This is a genomic window from Gaoshiqia sp. US2 (genome assembly GCF_059705485.1).
On sequence record NZ_AP048550.1, the window covers coordinates 2,737,955 to 2,761,516 of the forward strand.

The 23,562-nt window shown below is 47.6% G+C and carries 14 protein-coding genes; all 14 read right to left on the bottom strand.

All coding sequences use genetic code 11. The features are described 5' to 3' along the window. Positions 1–9 precede the first annotated feature (9 nt). The gene (locus tag AC6H3C_RS10970) at positions 10–873 is read right to left on the bottom strand and encodes an alpha/beta hydrolase (RefSeq protein ID WP_497520809.1); all 864 of its coding nucleotides are present in this window, start codon (positions 871–873) and stop codon (positions 10–12) included. A gap of 32 nt (positions 874–905) precedes the next feature. Continuing rightward, positions 906–3,191, bottom strand: coding sequence for a GH92 family glycosyl hydrolase (locus tag AC6H3C_RS10975; protein WP_497520810.1), 2,286 nt, complete (start codon positions 3,189–3,191; stop codon positions 906–908). A gap of 50 nt (positions 3,192–3,241) precedes the next feature. Beyond that, entirely contained in the window at positions 3,242–5,203 is a 1,962-nt protein-coding gene (locus tag AC6H3C_RS10980; RefSeq protein ID WP_497520811.1) for a sialate O-acetylesterase, read from the bottom strand. 41 nt (positions 5,204–5,244) lie between these two features. After that, complete coding sequence (locus tag AC6H3C_RS10985) at positions 5,245–6,387, bottom strand: uroporphyrinogen decarboxylase family protein (RefSeq protein WP_497520812.1); 1,143 nt, start codon at positions 6,385–6,387, stop codon at positions 5,245–5,247. Between the two features lie 35 nt (positions 6,388–6,422). Continuing rightward, complete coding sequence (locus tag AC6H3C_RS10990; protein ID WP_497520813.1) at positions 6,423–7,571, bottom strand: glycoside hydrolase family protein; 1,149 nt, start codon at positions 7,569–7,571, stop codon at positions 6,423–6,425. Positions 7,572–7,611: 40 nt separating this feature from the next. Then, complete coding sequence (locus AC6H3C_RS10995) at positions 7,612–9,231, bottom strand: sulfatase family protein (protein ID WP_497520814.1); 1,620 nt, start codon at positions 9,229–9,231, stop codon at positions 7,612–7,614. 50 nt (positions 9,232–9,281) lie between these two features. Next, positions 9,282–11,684, bottom strand: coding sequence for an alpha-amylase family protein (locus AC6H3C_RS11000; protein WP_497520815.1), 2,403 nt, complete (start codon positions 11,682–11,684; stop codon positions 9,282–9,284). Positions 11,685–11,713: 29 nt separating this feature from the next. Beyond that, a complete protein-coding gene (locus tag AC6H3C_RS11005; RefSeq protein ID WP_497520816.1) occupies positions 11,714–13,648 on the bottom strand; it encodes a sialate O-acetylesterase in 1,935 nt (644 codons plus the stop codon). 14 nt (positions 13,649–13,662) lie between these two features. Then, the gene (locus AC6H3C_RS11010; RefSeq protein ID WP_497520817.1) at positions 13,663–14,958 is read right to left on the bottom strand and encodes an alpha/beta hydrolase family protein; all 1,296 of its coding nucleotides are present in this window, start codon (positions 14,956–14,958) and stop codon (positions 13,663–13,665) included. 111 nt (positions 14,959–15,069) lie between these two features. Continuing rightward, positions 15,070–15,843 (bottom strand): alpha/beta hydrolase, encoded by a 774-nt coding sequence (locus AC6H3C_RS11015; RefSeq protein ID WP_497520818.1) that lies wholly within the window; start codon positions 15,841–15,843, stop codon positions 15,070–15,072. Positions 15,844–15,872: 29 nt separating this feature from the next. Next, positions 15,873–17,654: a hypothetical protein gene (locus AC6H3C_RS11020; RefSeq protein WP_497520819.1), complete on the bottom strand. Its 1,782-nt coding sequence runs from the start codon at positions 17,652–17,654 to the stop codon at positions 15,873–15,875. Between the two features lie 133 nt (positions 17,655–17,787). Continuing rightward, the gene (locus tag AC6H3C_RS11025) at positions 17,788–19,827 is read right to left on the bottom strand and encodes a right-handed parallel beta-helix repeat-containing protein (RefSeq protein WP_497520820.1); all 2,040 of its coding nucleotides are present in this window, start codon (positions 19,825–19,827) and stop codon (positions 17,788–17,790) included. A 4-nt stretch (positions 19,828–19,831) separates the two neighbouring features. Next, a complete protein-coding gene (locus tag AC6H3C_RS11030) occupies positions 19,832–21,391 on the bottom strand; it encodes a DUF362 domain-containing protein (RefSeq protein WP_497520821.1) in 1,560 nt (519 codons plus the stop codon). 19 nt (positions 21,392–21,410) lie between these two features. Continuing rightward, a complete protein-coding gene (locus tag AC6H3C_RS11035; RefSeq protein WP_497520822.1) occupies positions 21,411–23,540 on the bottom strand; it encodes a right-handed parallel beta-helix repeat-containing protein in 2,130 nt (709 codons plus the stop codon). Between the last annotated feature and the right edge of the window lie 22 nt (positions 23,541–23,562).

A 23,562-nucleotide genomic window follows, 5' to 3' on the forward strand; every position in this document is an offset into this window, starting at 1 on the left:
ATAGTCTCTTTATTCGCAAAATGGTTGAGAAACAAACTCAAGAACAGACGGTAAAGCTCCCCGCCAGCAGTTCCAGGTATGGGCTCCGTCGCGAACACGAAACTCGCCTTGTATGCCTTTTTTAATCATCGTCAGGTAAAACCTTAAATTCGATTCGACCCGGGAGATGTCATCATCGCCACAGTCGATGTACCAGCGAACGGTCTTCATCTGGTCAACCGGAAGGCTGTTCGTCAGTTCGAAGCCATTGTGCTGTTTGTAAAAGGACAGCAACAGGTCATCGGATATGCCCTCATAGTTCTTTTTATACGTTTCCCTGAAAGTGTCCCAATCGTGCAGCCCATTGCCAGCACTCAGCGGACAGGCCGATGAAAACATCTCGGGATGGTGCAAGGCATAAACAATAGTACCGCCGCCACCCATCGAAAGCCCCGCGATGGCGCGGTAATGTTTCTCTGCCCTGATACGGTATGTTTTTTCGATGTACGGCATAAACTCCTGAAAAAAGAAATCCTCATAATTCCAGTCGCCCTTCGGGCTGTTGAAATAACCCCGCTGCCCGGTATTTGCGTCGGGCATGACGATAATCATTGGCGTACACCTCTCTTCTTCAATGGCTTTGTCGGAAATGCGTTTCACATCGCCCAGTTGTACCCAGCCCGTGTGGTCGTCGCCATTGCCATGCAGCAGGTACAATACCGGGTACGAACGCTCCGAAGTAAAATAATCTTCAGGCAGATAAATGGAGTACTTACGGTCCATTTTCAGTATTTTACTTGGCACCGACCGGTTATCAAAAACTCTGCTACCCTGGGCTAAAAGTGTTGTATTTACATATAAACACAGCGTTATGATTAAAATATGTTTCCCCATCACTAATTCGTTATTTGTTAATATGTTTGATATTAGTCAGATATTCCTGAAACGGGCCTATCTTCCGGCTTACTTCCCCATTCGGTACCAGGTTTGTTCCCCATATTAAAATCGAGGGTTCCGCCTTTCCCTATATCTTCTATTCGCATAAATGATTTGGTATAGCCTTTCCCGTTTAGTTTGGCGCTTTGGATATAGTAATTTTCCGCGGAAATATCATTTGCTTTGACTGTAAATAAATTTCCACTTGGAAGGTGCAGTCTGACATTTTTAAACGAAGGCGTGCCAATCACGTAATAATCCATTCCGGGGGTGACGGGATAAAACCCGAGGGAACTAAACACATACCAGGCCGACATTTGGCCGCAATCGTCATTTCCGCACAACCCGTCCCGGCCACTGTTATACAGCGTGTTTTTGATCGTGTTGACCATCTTCTGGGTTTTCCAGGGCTGGCCGGCAAAATTATAGAGGTATGCCGTGTGGTGGCTCGGCTCGTTCCCGTGGGCGTACTGGCCGATAAGCCCGGTAACGTCAAGCACCTCGTTCTCTCCCTTACCGGTTTCCACGCTGAATAAGGAATCGAGCTTTGAAACAAAAGCGTTGTCGCCACCGATCAGGTTTATTAAACCTGTTATATCCTGAGGGACATAAAAGGTATATTGCCATGAATTGGCCTCGGTAAAATCGCCCCAACCTGCGCTTGAAGTAACTTTTGGATCGAAAGGTCCGCGCCATTTGCCATCGGTGTGGCGGCCCCGCATAAATCCGGTGGAAGCGTCGAAATGGTTTTTGTAGTTTTTAGCCCTGCTGATAAAATAATCGAAATCTTCCTTTTTGCCAAGCTTTTTGGCTACCTGGGCAATGCACCAGTCGTCGTAAGCGTATTCGAGCACTTTCGATACGGAATTCCTCCCGGTTTCCGTGGGGATAAATCCCAGTTTCTTATAGTGGTCCAAGCCTTTAGCGTCGCGCATGGCAAGAACTTTCATTGCACCAAAGATGTGTTCGTGATCAAATCCCTGTTGCCCCTGCAGGATGGCCTGCGAAATTACCGGAACCGAATGATAGCCTATCATGGTATTTGATTCTTTCGCTCCAAAATCCATTATGGGCAAAGACCCGGTTTGGTTAAAGCACTCTGTCATCGAAGTGATAAAATCAAGGTTTTTTCCGGGGTATAAAAGTGCAAAAAACGGGTGCAATGCCCGGTAGGTATCCCACAGGGAAAAATTCGTATAGTATTCTTTTCCTGCTTCTTTATGAATTCGATTATCCCATCCCCTGTAACTTCCATCGACATCCGAAATGAGGTTGGGGCAAACCAGCGAATGGTAAAAGGCGGTATAGAAAGTGGTTTTTTGCTCAACGTTATCAGATTCCACCTCAATTTTCGACAATTCCTTTTCCCAGGCATCATCTGCTTCCCGGGCAACTCTGTCAAAATCCCAGTGAGGTATTTCCTTTTCGATATTGTTTTGTGCCCCGTTTTCACTTACCGATGACAAACCCACTTTTACCAGTAGTTTTTCGCCGGGTGTCGTGCTAAAATGAAAAACCATTTTTGAAACAATACCATCAACGGACTTTTCATGGCCAACAATACTATCTTTAAAGGAAATAATTTGCCGGACAGGTTTTGAAAACCTAGCACAAAAATATACAAGGTGACCGGTGATAAGCCTGCATGATGAGGTTCTACAGCCAACCACAGTGTATTCGTCCACTAACTTTATAAAACTTTTGTCAGTCTTGTCGCCGATACCATGCCCAAGGTCTATAATCAAACCGGCATCAGAAACGCCCTGAAATGTGTAACGGTGAAAACCAACCCGTAATGAAGCAGTCATTTCGGCATAAACATTACAGTCCTCCAGCTTTACGGCATAGTAGCCGGGCTTTGCAACTTCCGTTTCGCGTGAGAAACGTGAACGGTAGCCTTTCCCCGGAATATTTTTGTCACCCGGTTCAAACTGTGGTTCGCCGGTAATGGGCATGACAAGTACATCGCCCATATCAGGAAGCCCTGTACCGCTCAAGTGGTTATGCGAAAACCCCATGATTGAACTGTCGCTGGTATGATAACCGGAGCACCAGTCCCATCCTTTCACATCCGTATCGGGACCGAGCTGCACCATTCCAAACGGAAGACAAGCCGCCGGAAAGGTATGCCCATGGCCCGATGTTCCGATAAAAGGATTAACAAAATCTGTATATGTTTTTTTACCTGTATTCTGAGATTGCAGGCAAGAAGGTAAAGTGCTGGCTGCAATACAAATTATGACCAATTGATAAACTTTCCTTATTTTAAATTTCATGAACCTCATCTTTAGTCACGTTATTTCAATTTATGTATATTACTTTAAAATCACCAGTCATCCGTCCTGAACGGCGATGCCGGCAACCCTTCCTTGTTGTACAAATTGGCGTCGTCGGGATTATCGGCCCATGCGTAACGCACAGCCACCGGATTTGGCACGCCTTCGTTCGTAACAATTACCTTATTGTCTGGTGTCAGGTAAGCTTTTGCCCAAACAAACTTTTTGTCGGCACCCGCGATTGCAAACGATTTCAGGTACCCGTACTTATCCTTTGCCCAAAGCCCTGATCCGTTATGGTCAAACTCCAGTATGATGCGGTCTCCTTCCACCTTCATGCTTTTATACACGGGACCTGAATATACCAGTTCCTTTCCGTATGCTTTTTTAAGGGCAGCAAGGGCCAGGCGATAACCCACATCATCTTTGTTACGGGGATGGATGTCTTTTGCCTCCCCGATGTCGATAATCACTGCCATGCCGGTATTGGGAACCGACAGCGCCATAGTCTGGGCTTCGCGTAATCCTGCCCACGAACTATTCTGGGGCGCCGGTACCGGTTCTGTAAAGTTGGCAAGCTGTACAAACAGGAAGGTAAAATCGCCGCAATTCCACTTTTGTCTCCAGTCTTTTATCATAGCAGGGAATTGCGAGCGGTACTTGATGTGTCTGCCCACGTTATTTTCACCCTGGTACCAGATCGCCCCTTTGATGGGGTATTTGGTTATTGGGTTTATCATGCCATTATACAAAAGAGATGGATAGGCGTTGGGTCCCGATAAGTCTTTGAAAGCAGGTAATTTCAATCCCACCTTATAAGACCAATTGCCGGCAAGCTCTGTCTTTTTGCCATCGACCTCAATAAAAAGCTCTTCATCTTTTCCCCAGAGGCCTCCCCTGCCACTCCTATCGGTTACTTTTATCGCAAGCCTGTTCTTTCCGGCCACCAATACGCCAGCGGGGACTTTGTAAAGCCGTGGCGCACCCGACTTATTTTCGGTTTTGCCGATCTGAATGCCGTTGAGCCAGGTTATATCGCTGTCATCAACCGGACCTAAACTGACGGAGGCTTCCTTTCCTGCACCGGCAGGGTCAATGGTTATTTCTTTTGCGAACCATACCACGCCGTCAACAGACGGAAGCCCGGCCCCTTCCCATGCCTGGGGCAACTTCATGGTCTCCCATCCCGGAAGGCCGGCAGCATTTCCGGCGTACCATTTGTTTGCTATGCCCGCGTCTTCGTTATCAACTGTATTCTGGTATTTTATCCTGTTCGCTTCGGCCTCTTTCCTGAGTTGTTCGGTGTCAATCGATTTGACCTTCTCAACGGCTGTCTTGTAATCGTCGTCGGCATACATGGTTTCGAGGCTGGTCCAGGTTTCTATTCCAGTGCCTCCCCAGTTGTCGTTTATCAGTCCTATCGGCACATTTAGGTCCTTTCCCAGGTTTCTGGCAAAATAATACCCAACGGCTGAAAACCTGGCTGCAGTTTCCTTTCCGCAAATTTCCCATTTTGCTTCCAGTGTATTGTCGAGCGGGGCTGTACTGATGTTTTTGGGAAGATTAAACAACCTGATATTCTGATTTTCAACCGAGTTTTGATCGACATCCCAATTCCTCGACATCGAAAGCCACCGCTCCATATTCGACTGGCCACCGCAAACCCAGACATCACCAACCAGGATATTCCTGAGTGCAATCGTATTCTTTCCTGTAATGGTCATCTCGAACGGGCCGCCGGCAGCCAAGGGCGCTAACTGTACTTTCCAGGCGCCGTCTTTTGCCGCTTTCGCTGATATTTTCTGGTTATTAAAAACAACCAGTACCTTTTCCCCGGGATTTGCCCAGCCCCATATATTTACCGGCAACCCGCGCTGAAGCACCATGTTATCCGATAAAATATAAGGCAACCTGACCTCGCCCGATACACTTAAATTCAAAAGGAACAGTATGGCAGGCAAAAAAACCAGCCGTTTCGCCCTTTTCAATAACCACATGACTGTACGTTTCATAGCATGAAAGTTTAGCATTCGTTTATTCATGGCTTGCCAAGTCATTTCGGTTTTTTCTTCCCGAATTTCCGGGCAGCCTGGAACATATAAACCAGGTTCTGCGGCGGGACATCTTCCTGTATGTTGTGGGCAGCCGCAAAAATGTACCCTCCTTCTTTATTCAGGATATCAATTGTTTTTTCGACTGTCCGCTCAATGCTTTCTTTGTTCCCGAAAGGAAGTTCTTCCTGTGTGTCAAGCCCCCCGTGAAACACGATCTGGCCGGCATAATTGTCTTTCAGGTTGGAGGGTTCCATATACGCGGCTTTGGGCTGGATCGGGTTCAAAATGTCCACTCCGGCGTCGATCAGTTCGCCGATGAGCGGGAACACACTGCCGCAGGAATGGTGAAGAAAAGCCGCACCGGTGAATTGTTTGGTGTAGCTGATGCGCTTTTTCAGGTATGGTTTAATCAGTTCGGAAAACATATCGACGGATACAAACAAACTGGCCTGGGTCGCGAAATCGTCGCCGCTCGAGGTGTAATGGATGTATTTCCCCAGCGCCCCGTAATAAATTTCGATCACCCTTTTCTGATAGTCGTAAATCTTGTCGAAGAATTTTTCCACCCATTCAACATCCTCGATCGTGCGCAACAGGAAATCGTCGAAACCGCACATCCAGCAGCCCAATTCAAAAACGCCGTATATCGGGTGTTCGGCACAAATAACATAGTCGGTTTCGTCAAACAATTTTTTGGCCTGAAGGGCTGCTTCTTCTATTTCCCTGGGGTCAATCGAATCGGGGTTGGGCCACCTGAATTTGTCCAGGTCTTCGAGGGTTGCATTTTTAAGCGGGTAGCTTACCTGTTCCCAGTACAGCCCGGTGTAAACGCGCCTGATGCCCCATTCATCGATGTACTCTGTTCCGGATATTTCCCCGTACTGCGAATCCCTGGGCGTAAATATCTCGCCAACCGAGCGGGTGTCGATGTCCATGTATTTCAATATGCGTTCGTCGAGCCTCCTGGTTTTGCCAAATTTCAGCGGTTTAATATCTTGAGGGATTTCATACCCGAGGAACTCAAGCAAGGTGAACATGCTTTTTCCTTCCATGGTCGATAAAGGGCAACCTCCCAAATCAATGATTATATCATCTGGCTGAATGTGCTGTAACGTTTTTTTGAAATTTTCTCTTCTGCTCATTTTATTTATTTTTTTTAGTTTAAAAATCTGAAATATTAACGCCTTAACGGAATAACTATATTGCGGCCCGAACCTGGTTTAGCCTTTTCGTCGATAATGGCAAAAATAGCATGGGTAACAACGCCGTCCTCAATCAGTAACTGGACACGCTCAAGCCTTTTCATCGTTTCCTTGCGCCCGTCGGCCCAGATAATCGTGCGCGAATATCCCTTCGGGTTGTTTGCCAGTTCCCAGTTAATCCCATCCGTCGAAACAGCGTGGATGCCGCCGCCATTTTCCCCGATCAGATGGACTCCCGCATCAAACACTTTGCACAGGAGGTGGAACCCTTCTTTGTCGTACCAGATGCAGGCATCTTCAACATTCGAGTTCTTGGTTCCGGTAAACGGAAGGATCGCCTCTTCGCTCACGGGTTTGTAAGGCCCCATGTAATTATCGGCCACCGCAACTCCCAGGCGAAAATCAGGTCCAGGGAAAGTACCGTCTTTGGCATGTCCTGAACGGGTGCTTTTGTAAACCAGGAACACTTTTCCGTCGGGCATCACACAAGGCGCGGCATTAGATGTGATCTGGTTGTCCCACCGTCCCGGTCGTGGCTCCAGGATGGGTTCGTCGAACCTCTTCCACGGCCCTTTAACAGATGTTGCCGTGGCCAGGCCGATGCGTTTGGCGGCCCATGCCACATTATAATTCCGGTCGGGATAAGTTGTTCCGGTGTAAAAAAGCAGGTAAGTGTCTTTGTATTTATGGATGGTCGGGTTATGGGTCATCATCCCGTCCCAGTACCGGGTGCCCCGTTTGGGCAAAACAACATCTTCAAACTGGTAGGGGCCAACAGGGTTGTCGGATGAAGCCAAAACAACTTCGGAATCGAGCCCCCAACTGTAACTTTTGCCCTCGGGCCAGCGGGAGGCGAACATATAATAACGGCCATCCTCGCCTTTGATCACCGAACCGCACCAGGTCACAAACCCGGGCATCTGGAAACCGCTGTTTAACGGGACAGGCAAAAAGCGGTCGGAAAAAGCTTCGTTCTGACTGGTAACACCGGCTTCCTGAGATGAAACCGAAAATACCCCAAGAAAGAAAAACGTAATTGTTGCCAGACAAACCTGACATACACTCATTTTTTGGACTGCCAATTTACTTATGGCCAGTTTCCCTTTAATCAATTTTTGTATCATTTTAGTTTTATTTTTTATGGTAAATTTTCATGACAGAAAATTATCTTTTAGTTGCCTTCAGGTATTCTTCCAATATCCGCTGGTCGTTTTCGTCGCTGTCGCCATACTGTTTGCGCAATTCGTCCAGGCGCCGGTGCATCATCTTGCGCACATCGGCATAGGCCGGATCATTGTAAACACTTTTCATTTCCATCGGATCCTTTTCCAGGTCGTACATTTCCCATTCATCCACATCGTAATAAAAATGGATCAGTTTGTAGCGGTCGGTCCTTACCCCGTAATGCCGTTTGACCATGTGGGTCGAGGGGTACTCGTAGTAAGTGTAATAAACAGCGTCGCGCCATTTGCCGCTTTCACCGCTGACAATCTTGCGGAACGACTCGCCCTGCATGTCTGCCGGAGCCTTAACCCCGGCATAATCCAGGAATGTCGGCGCAAAATCGAGATTCTGGACGAGTTTATCAACGACCGTCCCCGGTTTGATTTCCTTCGGGTATTTCATCAGGATCGGGGTTCGGAACGATTCTTCGTACATGAAACGTTTGTCGAACCAGCCGTGCTCGCCCAGGTAAAAGCCCTGGTCGGAAGTATAAACCACGATGGTATTTTCTGCTAACCCGCTTTTATCCAGATAATCCAACACTTCGCCCACTCCGTCGTCAACCGAGGCGATACATGCCAGATAATCCTGCATGTAACGCTCGTAACGCCAAAGCATCTTTTCTTTCCAACTCATCGATGGATACAACTTTTTAAATTCCTCATTCAGCGGACCGTAAACCGAATCCCATGCTGCCTTTTGGGCGGCATCCATTCGACCCACATCCTTTCTGAACAGATTGATCCCCCAGTTTGATTCTTCCTTTATGCCCAATTCTTCCATCACCTCCGGATAAATCTTTAAATCTGCCGCCCATTTCATATCCTTCAATATACTCATCTCTTGCGAGCGGGCGGCGGTGCCCCTGCCTGCATAATCATCAAAAAAGGTCTCCGGCTCTTTAAAATGCATTTTTGTATATTGCCTGAAATATTTTGGCGCTGGCAACCACTCACGGTGCGGAGCTTTTTGATGGTACAAAAGGCAAAACGGCTTATTTTGGTCACGTTTGTTCTCCAGCCAGTCGAGTGCTGTTTCAGTAACAATTTCAGTACAATACCCGTGTATCTGTTTTTTTTCGCCATTGATGAAAAAGTCGGGGTTATAGTACTCCCCCTGGTCACGCAGCACCATTGAAAAATCGAAGCCCTCCGGAATGCCGTCGAGGTGTATCTTGCCGATCATGGCGGTTTGGTAGCCATTTTTCTGAAGCTGTTTGGGGAAGTTGTCCTGGTCCCAGTTGAAAGGCTGGATGTTGTCAACCTTTCCATTCACAAAACTGTGCTTGCCGGTAAGCATCACCGCGCGGCTTGGGGCGCAAACCGAGTTGGTTACAAACCCCCTGGTAAAAATGGCCCCGCCTTTGGCAATGCGGTCAATATTCGGGGTTTTGTTCAGACCATGCCCGTAAGCGCTGATGGCCTGGTAGGCGTGGTCGTCGCTCATGATGAAAATGATGTTGGGCCGGATATTTGTTTTTTTTACTTCCTTTTGGGCGCACCCGGCCATGGTGGCCCCGACACCCAACATGCTGAATAATAATAATTGTCGTGGTTTCATATTTTAATTCATTTTGTTTTTACTTGTCTGATTGGTTATCGTGTCTGCTCTCACTGTTTCTCTGATGTATTTCCATCCCCATCCACGGCAACAACCCGGTATTTGGCCTTCGGACTGTTCCCCTCGGCATAGTCGAAATAAAACGTGCCGATACCCACAAAGTCGAGCGGTTTGCCGTCGCGGTACAGTTGATACCCTGCCAGCAGCCGGTCATCCTTGCTTTCGGTCCAATTGATTTCGGTGCCTTCCTTTCCGCAATAGGATGCTTTCTTTACCGAGCTTATCTTCGGAACTGACGGTTTTGTTTTGTCCGTTCCCGAACCCGGAAAATCATCCATGTTCAGGAAAACCAACTGGGAAGAAACGGTGTCGTTGAAAGCAATGCCCGATTGCATCAGTTCGGCCCCTGATTTGGAATACCCGGCCCTTCCTTTCCTGAATCTGACCGAATACACCAGCCCGGGCTGCAACGATTTCGGATAAACAACAACATCCGTTTTCGATGCTTTATCCTGCCTGATCACACATTTGGAGCGGTCGGCACTGGTCAGTTGGGTGAAGCAATGTTTTGTTGCTGCACGATCAGCTTTTGGATGGTACAGGTTCATAAACCGTCCGATCACTTTCTTCTGTACCAGGTATTTTTGCATCAGTACCCTTTCGCGCATCTTTTGCATGTTTTTGTCTTCAACATCGGAAGAACTGCTCACGTTAAGCATTTTCGGGACACTCCAGAAATAACTTAAATGATAAAAATCGTCTTCCCCTCCGCCATCCGATTCCTGTTGCGATTCAAGGAATTCGGTCTTGTCCCAGTTGGCCCATTCGCCTCCCGAATTGCAGCCTTCAATTCCCATATCAGGATCGGCTTCTTTCAGTTCTTTCAACAGCCGCAACCCGTTCCTGTACTGTACAACAAAAGGCTGGCCCTGTTGGTGGTCGTGCTTATCCGAATAACAGGGCGCTTCCATCCACCCGTCAAACCGGTTCATAAAAGTGCCATACCGTTTCTGCCTCCCAAGCAGGAGGTCTTTCATGTACCCAACGGCATCGTTTGAACCCAGGCAATACCCGTAGCCGTACCAAAGGCATATACCGGGGGGCGCCTTCGGGTCGAGGTGCCATTTCTCGTGGTCCAGATCGTTCGGGGTGTTTTTTGAAAAATGGTTCGGCGGTAACCAAAGCTTGAAATTGATGTCCGATTTACGGGCGTAATCCACAATCTGTTTCCAATCGACGCCTTCCCATACTCCCATTCCCTGTTCGTTCCACCAAAAGCCATCCTCGTGGGCAATGTTGAAGCCCAACTTCCGGCATTTATCGACGATATCCAACATTTCTCCGAAATGGATATCGGTTTTGAACATCGATGCTGTATTGTACCAGTTTGCGTTCCACATGCAGCCTCTCCAAAGGTATTTTTCGCGCGTGTAATCCCATTTGTGGGCTGCCTGCCAGTATTGGAGCTGCTCGCCGGCGTAGTCCATATCGCCTTTATAAACCCCGGTAAAACTGTTTGGCGCCTCGAACGATTCACCCGGCTTCAGCGCCTGACGGTGCCGTTCCAACTGCGAGTTAATGTAAAAATACCTCAGGTACCCATAATACGTCCCCCACGATTTGACTTCCTCATCGGGCGGGAAGCGGCAATCAGACCAAAATTTCATCGACCACGGCCCCAGGTAATTAAACCCGAAGAATATCCCTTCGCCCGAATCGTGCTGAAGCACAAAATACGGGTGATAAGAAGATGACCCGCTGTAATTGTCGTCCACCCGGTAATCGTTGGCCCCTGCATCGGAATAAAACGTGCGGCTGGCCCATTCGAGCGAATCGACAAACTCGTGGTTGGTATTCTTCCACGAACCCCCTCCCTGCCAGTAATGAAGCCGGAGGCCCTTCGCGACCTTGTAATCGATGTCCACCAGGTTCATCGATATTTCTGAAAGTTCTTCCTTTTCAGAAGTGATATTGGTTACGGTATAATATTTCCGTACCATCCCCATCGGCGTCCAGGGCGAACTGGCATAAACCTGGTAATTAAACCTGATGGAAAACTTCGGGTTGCGAAGGGTTATTTCGAGGAACACACCGGGATCGATGCCCGGCGATGCTTTCGGAACAGGCAGTTTGCCCGCGGTGTACGACACCAGTTCGTAATTTCCCCGCGAGCCGGAATACAACTGGTTGTCCATCACAAACCGGAACTCGTCGGAAATAGCCGTGCCAATGTAATCGGTTCCGGTGAAATGGTTTTTGAGTTCTTTTAAACGGTAATTACCGCCGGACAAAGAGAGTACCTGCGTCATCTGCTTGGTACCCAGTTTCCAGGTATTGGTCGATTTTTCGTAACTTATCCAGGCATCGCCCGAACGGGCCAGTTCGCCAGGCTGACTGAAGCCGGTCATCATGGTCATCAGGCAAAATAATAGGATATTGACAATTCGTTTCATTGGTTCAGGGTTTAGTTTGTTATTTTATTTTATTTTGGTTGAACATCCGTTCTGAACGGCCTTGCAGGCAACCCTTCTTTATTGTACAGATCAATTTCTCCGGGGTTGTCGGACCAGGCATACCGCACCGCCACCGGACCGGGAACCTGATCGTTGGATACAATCACGTCGTTGTTTTCGATGCGGGCTTTGGCCCAGACAAATTTCCCGTCGGCGCCACAAATGGCAAATCCGTTTACCATACCATCTTTACCCCTGGTAACCAGGCCTGTTCCAATGTGGTCGAACTTCAGGCGGATTTTACTTCCTTCGATGGTTTGCGAAGAAAAGACAGGGCCCGAACAAACTATATCTTTCCCGTAAGCCACTTTTAAGGCCTGCAAGGCCAGCCGGTACCCTACATCCTGCTTGTTTACCGGATGAAGGTTATCTGCCTGGCCAAGATCAATGGTCACGGCCAGCCCGGTATTGGGCAAGGCCAGCGCCGAAGCCTGGGCTTCGCGTAATTCGGCCCAATCGCTTTCTGAAGGCTGGGCATCCGCAGGCCGGTAATTGGGAAGCTGGACTACCAGGAACGGAAAATCGCCAATGCCCCATTTCTTCCGCCAGTCTTTAATCATAGCTGCCAGAAGGCCCTTGTATTCTTCCGCCTTATTGGCGTTGCCTTCGCCCTGGTACCATAATGCTCCCTTAACCGGGAATTTTATTACCGGGTTGACCATCCCATTGTAAAGCAATTCAGGGTAACTGTTGGGGTGGGCAAGCGGAAACGATTGACGGCCAAACAGGCCTGCCTTATACTTCCACCCGCCCGACAGGTTTTTTTGCCCGCGGCCGGTCTGCACATAAATTTCTTCCGGCTTGCCGGTGAACCCGCCGGTGCCCCAGCTATTGTATATTTTCACGACAAGCACATTTTTCCCCTTCCTGAGAAGTTCCGGGGCCGCTTTATATTTGCGGGTCTGGCTGTATTCATCGCAACTGCCTATTTTTGTGCCGTTCAGCCAGGCTTCGTCTGAAACCTGCATGGTGCCCAGATGAAAAACAAGCTCTCCTGAAATATCTTCCGGCTGAAGCTGAATTTCTTTCCGGTACCAGTTATTGCCATTTTTACCGTTTGTGGGTGGATTGAACGACGGGATATCAGCAGGCTTCCAGTCTGTATCATCCATATCGGGCAGGTACCATTTATTCACCACGCCAGGCTCCTTGTTTTTGAGCGAATCGATCCATTGCGCCTGCCGCCTGTCGCGTTCGGCAATGATCTTTTCATAATCCCTGGTTTTCAGTTCCTCGATGGCCGGCAAATAATCGTTGAATTGAGAAATCGCTTCAAGGCTCATCCACGGTTGGATGATTGTCCCGCCCAGCGAACATTTGATCATACCAACCGGGACATTCAGGTCGGTATTAATTTTACGGGCAAAGAAATAGGCGGCGGCGCTGAAATTGGCCACCGACCCAGGGCTACAGGCCTGCCACCTGCCGCCACTAACGTCTTCTTTAGGGCGTTCGCTTAATTTTACGGGCACTGTGAACAACCGGATTGTGGGGTAATTGGCATGTTCTATTTCCCAATCGGCATTTTTGACGCCGACCACGCTCATGTCCATGTTTGACTGGCCTGAACAAATCCAGACATCGCCCATCAGGATGTTTTTCAGGACGATCGTGTTGTCTCCTTTGATGTCCATCTGGTAAGGGCCTCCTGCCGGCAACGGATCGAGGTAAACAGTCCATTTGCCGTCTGTTCCGGGCTTTGCGGTATATTTCTTTCCGGCAAAAGTAACGTCCACCATTTCGTCTTTGTCAGCCCATCCCCAAACTGGAACCTTCGCATCGCGCTGCAGTACCATGTTGTCGGTAAACATTCCTGATAATCTGATATTTGCATTCGAACAAACCGGGACAATCAGCAGGATTCCTATAAAAAACAAGTAGGATTTAATCAGCTTATTCATCATTTTTGGTTTTAGGCTTATTTAACTTTCAACTGCACTTTTGCGGATTCCAGATCGAACCGGTTCACCATCGAGATGCCGATCATGTCGTTTTTGTTTACTGCTCCTTTTGAAAACCTGAAAACCATAGCCGGGGGAATTATCGGTATGGCTTCGTCGCCGTTGGTATTGAATTTCTGGAAATCGCCTTTGGCAGGGTAACGGGCCAAAAACTGCCCGTTTTTAGAAATGTTGAAACAGCGTATCCCCGATTCAACATCGGCGCAGGCTATCCAGGTAAGCTTTACCGAATCCTTTTCACTGACCAGTTTTAACTTTTCGGGAGCCGGGGGCGGGGTCACGTCCTTTATCGTGTTGGTCGCGACAAACTCCCTGAACTTTACGGCACAGGCCGAATCGGGCAGCCACGACATGGACTGTTTGTTCCCGGTAAAGGTTGAAGCCCGGTAAATTTCGGGCTTGCCGGCGGTTGTGGTATCGCAAAGCCAGGCTTTCGACTGGTCCAGGTCCATTCCGGCTTTTGAATGTTTTGAGAAGAAGTGCTGTGCCATTACCGATTCGAAAAAAGGGATGGCCATGTACCGCAGAAAACTCAGGTTGTGGTTTTGCCCGGCATTGTAGGCCAGGCTCACCAGCCCGTCCATTTTCCGGAGTTTCGAAAAGGTGTGCAAAGCCGTACCCCAGCAGTCGACCCCGGGATTGTTAAAATCCTTCGGACCTGCATGGCGGATCAGCAACGGTACCTTCGCGGCAGCTTCAGAATAAGCAAATTGCGGATCGAAAGCCGGAGAATAGGCTACAATGGCCATAATCCGTTGGGGATAAATATCCAACATGGAGAGTACCCAGTAGCCTCCGCCCGAATGGCCCCACAGCAAGAAGGGCGCAGTGGCAATCTCGGGATGTTTGCAAAATTTTCCGACTGCTTCGAGCGCTGCAAAAAGGGCAGGTCCCGAACCGTCGTCAACCGGGTCGCGCCAGTCGCCGCAACCGGAACCGGGTTTCGGGTACAGGTCGGGGCCAACAACTGCCAGTCCCCATTTTTTTGCAAAAGCATGATATTGCACGTCTGATGCCCTTGCTTCGCCACCCCCTTCGCCGGTACACCCGTGCTGGTGGACGAAAACCCCGCGGATTTTCTTTACCCCATCAGGAATAAAGACAGAATAAACGCCCCGGTCGAATTTGTAAGCTTCATTCCGGATGGTTGTTTGGTAAATCTTGCCGCCCGGAACTTCGCGGACAGTGGTTTGCGCTTTGACGGTTGAACAGGCAAGCGCTAAAAAAATCAGGAAAAATAAAAATCGGTTCATCTTTGATATCTTTAGTTATGATTGGTAAAACGCCCGGGATACAAATTCCAGGACAGACGGCAATGCTTCGCGCCAATATGTCCAGGTGTGACCTCCGTCGCGGATGCGAAGCTAGGATGGTATGCCCCTTTTTCTCATTGTCTTATGCAGTTTTGCATTTAATTCGAATCTTGAATCATCATCTCCGCAGTCTATGTACCAGCGAACTGACTTTGCCCGTTCCGGCGAAAGATTATTCAACAGTTCAAACGAAGTGTGCTGCTTGTAAAAATTCAGCATTTGTTCTTCCGTCAATCCCGGGTATTCCTGAACGAAGTTGTTCCTGAAAGCATCCCAATCATACAAACTTCTGCCTGCACTCAATGGACAGGCCGACGAGAACAGTTCAGGATGCCGTAAAGTATAAATGAGCGTTCCGGCGCCTCCCATCGAAAGGCCTGCAATTGCACGATAACGCTTATCGGCTTTTATCCGGTATGTTTTTTCAATGAAAGGAATGAATTCAGTGAAAAAGAAATCTTCGTAATTCCAATCGCCGCGTGGACTGTCGAAATAGCCCCGCTGGCCGGTATTGGCGTCAGGCATTACAATGATCATGGAAGTACTTTTTCCTTCAGCAACTGCTTTATCGGCAATGCGTTTTACCTCTCCGAAGTGTACCCAGCCCAGATTGTCGTTGCCTGATCCGTGTAGAAGATACAAAACCGGGTACGAACGTTCCGAGGTATAATAGTCTCCCGGCAGATATATGGAGTACTTCCGTTCCATCTTCAATATCTTGCTCGGCATTGACAGGTTATCGAGTACTTTTCCTTCCCGGGCAAAAAGCATTGCAGGCGCAAACAAGCATAGAAACCAGGTAATTGATTTTATTTTTATTTCCATCTGTTTTGATTTTATTTTTATCTGTTTATTTAATAAGAATTTCGTCCCGGCACCCAATAATCTCCCATGTGTTCATACGCGCCAATATCAGGTGCCGAACCTTTAAAACCATCTGTTATCCCTGGAATCGGTATTCCGGCATCAATGCAGGGCGACCCTGCCTTCAGCCTGAAATCGTATTTCACCGTATCGGCAAACATTGGACTGGTTTTGGTATAGTTATTTTTTACCATCGCCTCTCCGAAAGTAATTTCCTTAAGAAGGATATTATTGAACACTTTGGTATTTGTCCAATAGGGCCGCCCTCTTGTGCCATTCCAATCGTTATCAGGAGAATTAATGGCCATCGTACAATTATACATGGTGTTGTTGTATATCTGATGGTTATTGGTCGAATGTGCATTGGGTTGGGGATTATTTGCGCGTATTCCTATCGCGTTATGGCCGTGTGTTATATTCCACACTACATTGTGGTGAACAATAAAATTACATGAGTAATTATCCAGGTATATTCCGGAAGCGCTGTGCAAATCGGGATGATACCCGTTAAAGTTGTCATGAATCCAGTTGTGGGATATGACCGAGCCAACCCCATCGGTCATAAAACAGTAAATCACCCCGTTATCGGTTTTGGCAAGCCCCCCGTTATAGAGCTCATTGTATTGGATAAACCAGGGCTCTTCCGGGGCGTTCATTCGGAACTTATTAGTGCACAAAATGATAGCCCGTTGAGCGTCGTGCATTTTATTATTCCTTACGATGTGCCCGCCACCGTTCATTGAAAGCACAGCGCATTCCCAGCCCTGCCAGTTGGCATCGTAAATCTCGCAATTAATCACTTTGTTACGGGAACCGAGCAACGACACGCAGTTACCCCAGGAATGGGCTATTTCGCAGTTCTGAATGGTATTGTATGAACCGCTTACCAATATACCCTTGCCTGGTAAATTCGACGACAATGGAGAACAATTATCTTTGGGCAGGATATTAAATGTGTTGACATCAGACATCGAACCGACATAATATGCCTTACACTGGTCAAGCATACAGTGTGTGGCATCCTTCATGTTAATGGTCGCGCCGAATGCCGTAATTTTTTCCAGAACAATGTAGTCCCGGTTCGACAAGTCGAAGGCACAATCGCGCACTTTGGCCTCTACCAGGAGATCATCAGGTTTTTTGTTACCGACAGGCCAGAAGTAAAGTACGCCATCCTTCCAGCACCATTCCCCTTCCGAATCGAGCAAGCCGCGAACGCCCATTAACCAGCCGCCGAGTGCAACGCCATCAGAAAGCAAAACATAACTGTTCTGTTTCGTGACCTTGTTCCACCAGCCTTCTTTATTAATGCTTTTGAAAACGGTTACCCCGGTCCAGTCGACATCGGCAGGCGGGTTGGCCGTGCCCAATGCCGGGCGACACATATCGAAACCCTTTACCGGGTCAAACGGCATGTTCGGGTGGCGCGCCAGAAGCATGTATTGCCGGTTGGCAAACAACTCTTTGACACTGTCGGCCACTTCTACCTTACAAATGTTCCCGGCATGTTTGCTCCATCCGGTCAACGGCTTGCCGCCATGTACAACCACATCATCGCTGCGGTACGCGGTAAACACCAGCGGGCTGCCCTCTGCGCCTGAATTGGCCGGACGTACTGTTTCATAATAAGTTCCGGCATGAATGTAACAGGTATCGCCTGCCTGCATCTCATCTGCGGCTTTTTGAATTGTAAGGTAAGGAGCCGACCGGATGCCTGGGTTTAAATCGTTCCCTGTAACAGCCACATGGAAAGACTTTGCATGAGTCCACATTGGAATTAAAGTAATACATAGACAGAGTACCTGTCTAAACTTTAAAGAAGAGATTAGTATTGTCTTCATTTTTCAGCCATTTTCATGTTTTATAGGTGTAAATACCTCTGATGTAGCTACACAAACTCTTCGTCTAAAAATACCGAAAGTCAGGGAGATCTCCTTCTTTTAATATCTTCAATCCTTTCCAGACTTTAAATGTATTTTCTCCTTTTTTCAGGTTTTGAAATGGCCCCGGGATTGCTTTATTATTCTGGGGAATTGTATTCCCAAAATAATCATTATCAACAAACCTATGATTTTGAGAACCGCATTTGTCAGGACTGAAAGGGACAAAAACATCCAACTCCTGAGTCTCGGGGTGATATTCCACTTTAATACCTTCTGCCATCGTGCTGTTCATTTCATTGGCAAGATCATGCTTCGACCAGAAATGCTGCCATTGATTAAGTGTAAGGCAAACCCGGATGGTATCTTTAAATTCTTCGACATTTTGATACTTATCTGATAATTCTTTCTTTATCAGTTCATGAAACTCCCTGTTCGTCCAGGGATAGGGTTTATCCACCTGTTTGTTCACGGCAAACACTGCTTTATCTGCCGGGGCGTTAAAGACATTGTAATCGCTTCGTTGTTCCCCGGCTCTGTGCGAGGGATAATCCATTTCAAGCATAGGCAAATGGACATCGAAGATATTGTTGTACAACGAATGGTGGTAGGTTTTTGTCCGTGCATTGCCCTGCATAACATAGTACCCATTCCCATACCTTGCATTTTCAGGAGTGTTGGCGATCAGGTTGTGCATCACAGTTGCACCCGAGGCATCGGAACACCATATCCCTCCCCGAAGGTTTCCCTCAATAATATTGTTATCCACAAATGCCCGGTCGAAACCATAATCGCTCATCTCAAGCATAATGCCCGGGTCGTTGTTGCCGACTATGACATTGGCAGATATCCTGGCATCGGGAAACTGGTTATCGAACCAGATCCCTATTGTATTGTTGTCGGCAATATAATTGTTATGAATATAGGTCTTACTGGCGCCGTGGCACTTAATACCTGCCTGCTCCCAGCGCTTGTTTCCCCTGTAGGGATATGTGTTATTCCGTAGAATGACATTGTTTCGGATGATCATGTTCTCGGAACTGTTGGAAAGAATACCCGCGGAACCGTTTTCAATGATATAATTTTCCTCGATGATATTATCATGCGGAATAATTCGGGGCCCTGACCTGCCTTCACCATGCAGCCTGCCCCCAACGCCTGCGTCGATTGCACAGGTTTTAGCGCGACGGATCACATTGCGCCTGACGATCCAGTGGTGGCCCGCCTGAAGGCCCAATGCGCCTTTCTGCGCCCAGTCATCGTTCACCCAAAAATTGGTAGGGTACTGGTTCCCGCAATGCTCCATTAAAAAACCTTCGACAACGATATACCCGAGCCCTTTCTCAACAGGGGCAAAAATACGTCTTCTGGTTGTGATTTCAACTTCCTGTTCCTCTGGCTTTTTATTGCCAAAATGGATAAATAATTCACCACCGGACGGTTCGTAATGCCATGTGCCGGGAATCAGTTCGCTTTTGAAGGGGACTTCTATCAGTTCCTTCCCGTTCACAAACACCTGGCCACAAGTGAACAACATCGTTGAATCGCCGCCGAAACCGCGCAGGAATTCCTGCCTTCCGGCCCTTCCGTAAGGAGATGAAGACAAGTTGACTTTAAACGGGTTGTGATGGTCGGTATAATCAGCCGGGATATCATCAAAAAGCACATTATCGGGAGTGGCTGCAAAAATCCCATTGTCATAATCCTTCCAGATGGGCTTCCAGATGACAGAACCCTTAATTACGACCTTTTTATCCGGTTCACCCATATAAACAACAGGGTTATTTTCGACGCCTCCGCGCGGCGGCGTGACCCGCTCGCGATAAATGCCTTCGAACACAAAAACAGTATCACCGGGTTGTGCAACATCAGCGCCTTTCTGTATGGTAAGGAAAGGCCGGTTTTTTATTCCCGGATTATTATTGTCTCCACGCGGAGAAACATACCAGGTTTTGGCTGACAATGATGTGCATATCAGCAATAGTGTAATAATCATTTTTGCCTTGATCAGTATGTTTCTATACGGCAATTCGATTTTTTCAGTTAGTCTTTGGATTGCTTTCATATATTTATTGGATTATATTCTTTATCAGTTCAATGCCTGTATCATTCCCCAGGTTCCTGCTGTATATCATTTCTTCCTTATTGTTCCAGTGTTCCATCACACCGAGACTTTTACAACGGCTGCCATCTTGTTCCGGGTCATAAAAAGTCTTTGAAGGTGGGTTACCGGCCAACGCAGCCTCAATCAGGAATTGGTCGCTAAAGGCCATGTCCGGCGCATCCGGAAATTCAGAACGGAAAAAATCCAGTCCCACTGCATCAATTGCCACGCCATCCTGCGAAGCGAACAAGCTGCAGGGCCAGTTGCCGTTAAACGGCGACATTTGCCATTTTGGTCCGGGCTTCCCGGCTACGAACTTACACCCGTACAACCCGTCAATCAGGAAAAGCAAGGTTTTTTCGCCTAAATCCTTGTGTCCCATAAAATCAACAAACGTCAGGTATTTGGGCTTGCCTTCCTTATCCTGGTTGAAGTTATTGTGGAAATTTTTCCTCCAGTTATTGTCGATGCTTGTCACCCCGTAATAATTCTTGCCGCAAAGCGTAACCCCTGTCCCGCCATGCCCCTTGAGCAACGCCACATTAATGAGGTAATCGGCTTCAACCGCGCAGGCTGCCAATCCCTTAGCCAGTTTGCCATTATCAGCCGAGTAAGGAATGGCGTTATCAATATAGCTTGCTTTTGCCCGGCCGTTCCCCCCCACGTTATCCAGAAAAACGACTTCCGGGAATTCCTTATGGCAACGGTCAAAAATTTCGTCGGGAATAAACCTGCTGGCATCAAAAACGATAATATTTCTTTCCGGGACCTTTGCATCGCCGACCAACGTCCTCAACAAAGCCAGTGTAAGCTGGGGCGAAGCATTGATCTGGTTTGTAGAGGACTGAGACGAATTGTTGTTCATATTTATCTTGACAGCTATTTTCTGGCTGGTTTTATAGCCTTCCGCTTTCCCTTTTTTGGTTCGGTTGAAATACACGAAAAGCGATTTCCATGCTTTTGCCGTTTTCTTTTCGCCGGTCAGCGACAGCAAGGCTTGATTCACCATTTTATCGGCTTCGGGCTGCGGGTTATTGGCATCGTCCCACCAAAAGCCGTTCGCCCCGTCCCATTTGGCCGCCTGGGGATCGTGTACCCAAACCACCCTGCCTGGATTTATGCCACGGGCTTCACCAACCGGATGGTTAGCTTGGATTACCCATTCCGCGGAAGTCCCTGCAAAGATTTCTTCAGGGTTATGTACAAAAAAGACAATCGAGCCACACAACGTTAGGAGCAGGAAAACAAAGGCAAATAAATACCTGCCTTTTAAAAATTCGAACCGGGTTTTCCGGTAGGCGGCCAGGGCGCCTGTCAAGCTGAGCAGGTACACCACAAACGAGGCCATCACCGGCGAAGCTGTTCTCATACAGGGATAGGCAGCCCTTGACGGTTTGGGAATGACCCGGATCAGAAACCATATTGTGGACACAATACCCATACCGATAAAGAACATTTTTCCCGCCACTGGCTTTGTAGCCCGCTTTTTCAAAAACGCTGAGATTTTCTCTAAAAATGTTTTCATAACTATTTTCCTCATTACCCTATTTTCCCTGATAACTGTTTTTCACCACAGCCTCATCAAATTTTTTGATCAGCCCGGATTCTAACTTTGTAAGGTTCTTCCAACTTTCATCGCCATAAACCCCGGCTTTGGTGTAGTCAAATGGCACAAAACCGATTTTTTTGGCCACTTTCAGGCTTTTGAAATGAAAATCAAGATTCTGTGGGTCAACGAACAACGGGTCGGTTATAATGGAATGCTGGTCTTTCCCTGTCTTTTGCCATTCCTTGAAACTCATTCCGTAAAAAACCGGATTGGGTGTCCTTAAATCCCAGTAGCAATTGGAATCTACTTCGGTAATGGCTTTTAACCACGAATCTTTTACATATCGCTCCTGAAATAAGTCCCCTTCACTTGAATAAATGATGTTTCCTGTGAAGGAAAATGATTGGTGTTTTTCAGGCCTGGCGAGCGAAACCTGCGTTTTTTCGTTAAAGGCCAGAATATTGTTCCGAATAATGTTCTCTTTCCCGAAATGCTGGTTAAACCCGGCGTCTTTGCAATGATAGACCAGGTTGTTTTCCATCACGATACCGGTCGATCCCTCGTCGGTATACAAACCCCAGCCACCATATTCGAATGAATAAATATCATGGATGACATTGTTATTGACCACAGTGCCTTCCGATGCGCCCAGGGTATATACCCCGCCCATGTCGCAAAGCTCGCCCCAGCCCAAATGGTGAATATGGTTGAACGCTATCTTGTTCCGTTTGGAAGGACTATCCGCATATCCCCAGACCCAGCCTGCCGAGATGCCCGAATTACGAAAATCGGCAATGTCGTTATGGGTTATCTCATTATCGCTCCCATGAAAAATAACGACTCCCATCCCGTCAGGAAAAATATAGCCGCCATGCTGAATGATGTTATTATCAACTAAGATATGGCTGGTCAGTTCTGTTGTATCGGACCGTATCTGCCTCTCGCCAATTTTCACACCGCCCGTACCCAAATCGTGCAAATAGCAATGGCTGATTTTGCTTTCAGAACAAGCCCGACGATACCAGATGGCATATAGTCCAATGTTTGCAATTTCGCAATTGACAAAGTCGATGTGACGGGCAAAGTCAACAGTCACCGCCGCATCTATCGTACTGGCCGCCTGACCTGGTTCGTTGCCAAATGCAGGCGTTTTATAACCGCTGACTCTGAAACATAAATTCTCGAACCGGACATTTTCAATCCTTCTCCCTGTTTTCTCATCACCGGATATCTCCATAAACTTTTCAGTAACAGGCACTATACATTCCGTATTGGCAATGGTTTCACCCTCCAGTGGAATGTAATATAAATATCCGTCGCGCGACAGGAGCCACTCACCGGGTGAATCCAATGCGCCGCGATAATTTTCGACGTAGTACCGCGTCTTGTCGTCTATTTTAATCCAAGGAGCCATGCCGTTTCCCGTAATGTAAATAGCCGTATCGGCTTTACTGACATGCTGGATATATTTCCGGGTCTCGCTCCACTTCTGGTAAAAATTGACCAGGATGTCGTTGGTCATGCTTTTCGAAAGGTCTTCGATTAACCGGTAATTCCCTGCCTGCAGTTTAATTTTTTGCGAAGCAAAAGACGGCGATCTGTTTCCTGTTTTATCAAGGGGTATTTCTTCTGCGCTTTTTACCATGAAGAACTCGCCGCGGTTGGGCGTTTGCGCCCTGAACCGGCGTTCGTCGTTGATGTACAAATGTTCAAAACAAAACCCGTAACGGGCAACTTCCGGTATAAATACCTGCCATAAATCCTTGTTAACGGGCTCAAACCGGCCAGGCTTCATCCCGCCGTAAAAAACAGGTCTGGCACTTGAGTCAGCCGTATAAACCACTGGACTTTGCATGGTGCCCCCGTCTTCCGGAGTAAGCCTGAACGGTTCGTTCATGTAATAATTTCCTGGTAAAACATAAACGAAAACCGTGTCCGTTACCTGGGTTCGTTCACGAAGCTGGCGAATCCGGTTGCGGGCGCCCGTAAGCGAAGCAAGGGGTTGATCTTTTGTTCCAATGTTTTGGTCATTCCCAATAGGAGAAACATACACCCGTTGGGTGGCAAAAATATCGTTTGATATAAATATAATAGTGGTTATTAAGAAGATAATTATCTTTTCCATTTTCAGTTAAATTATGCATTAC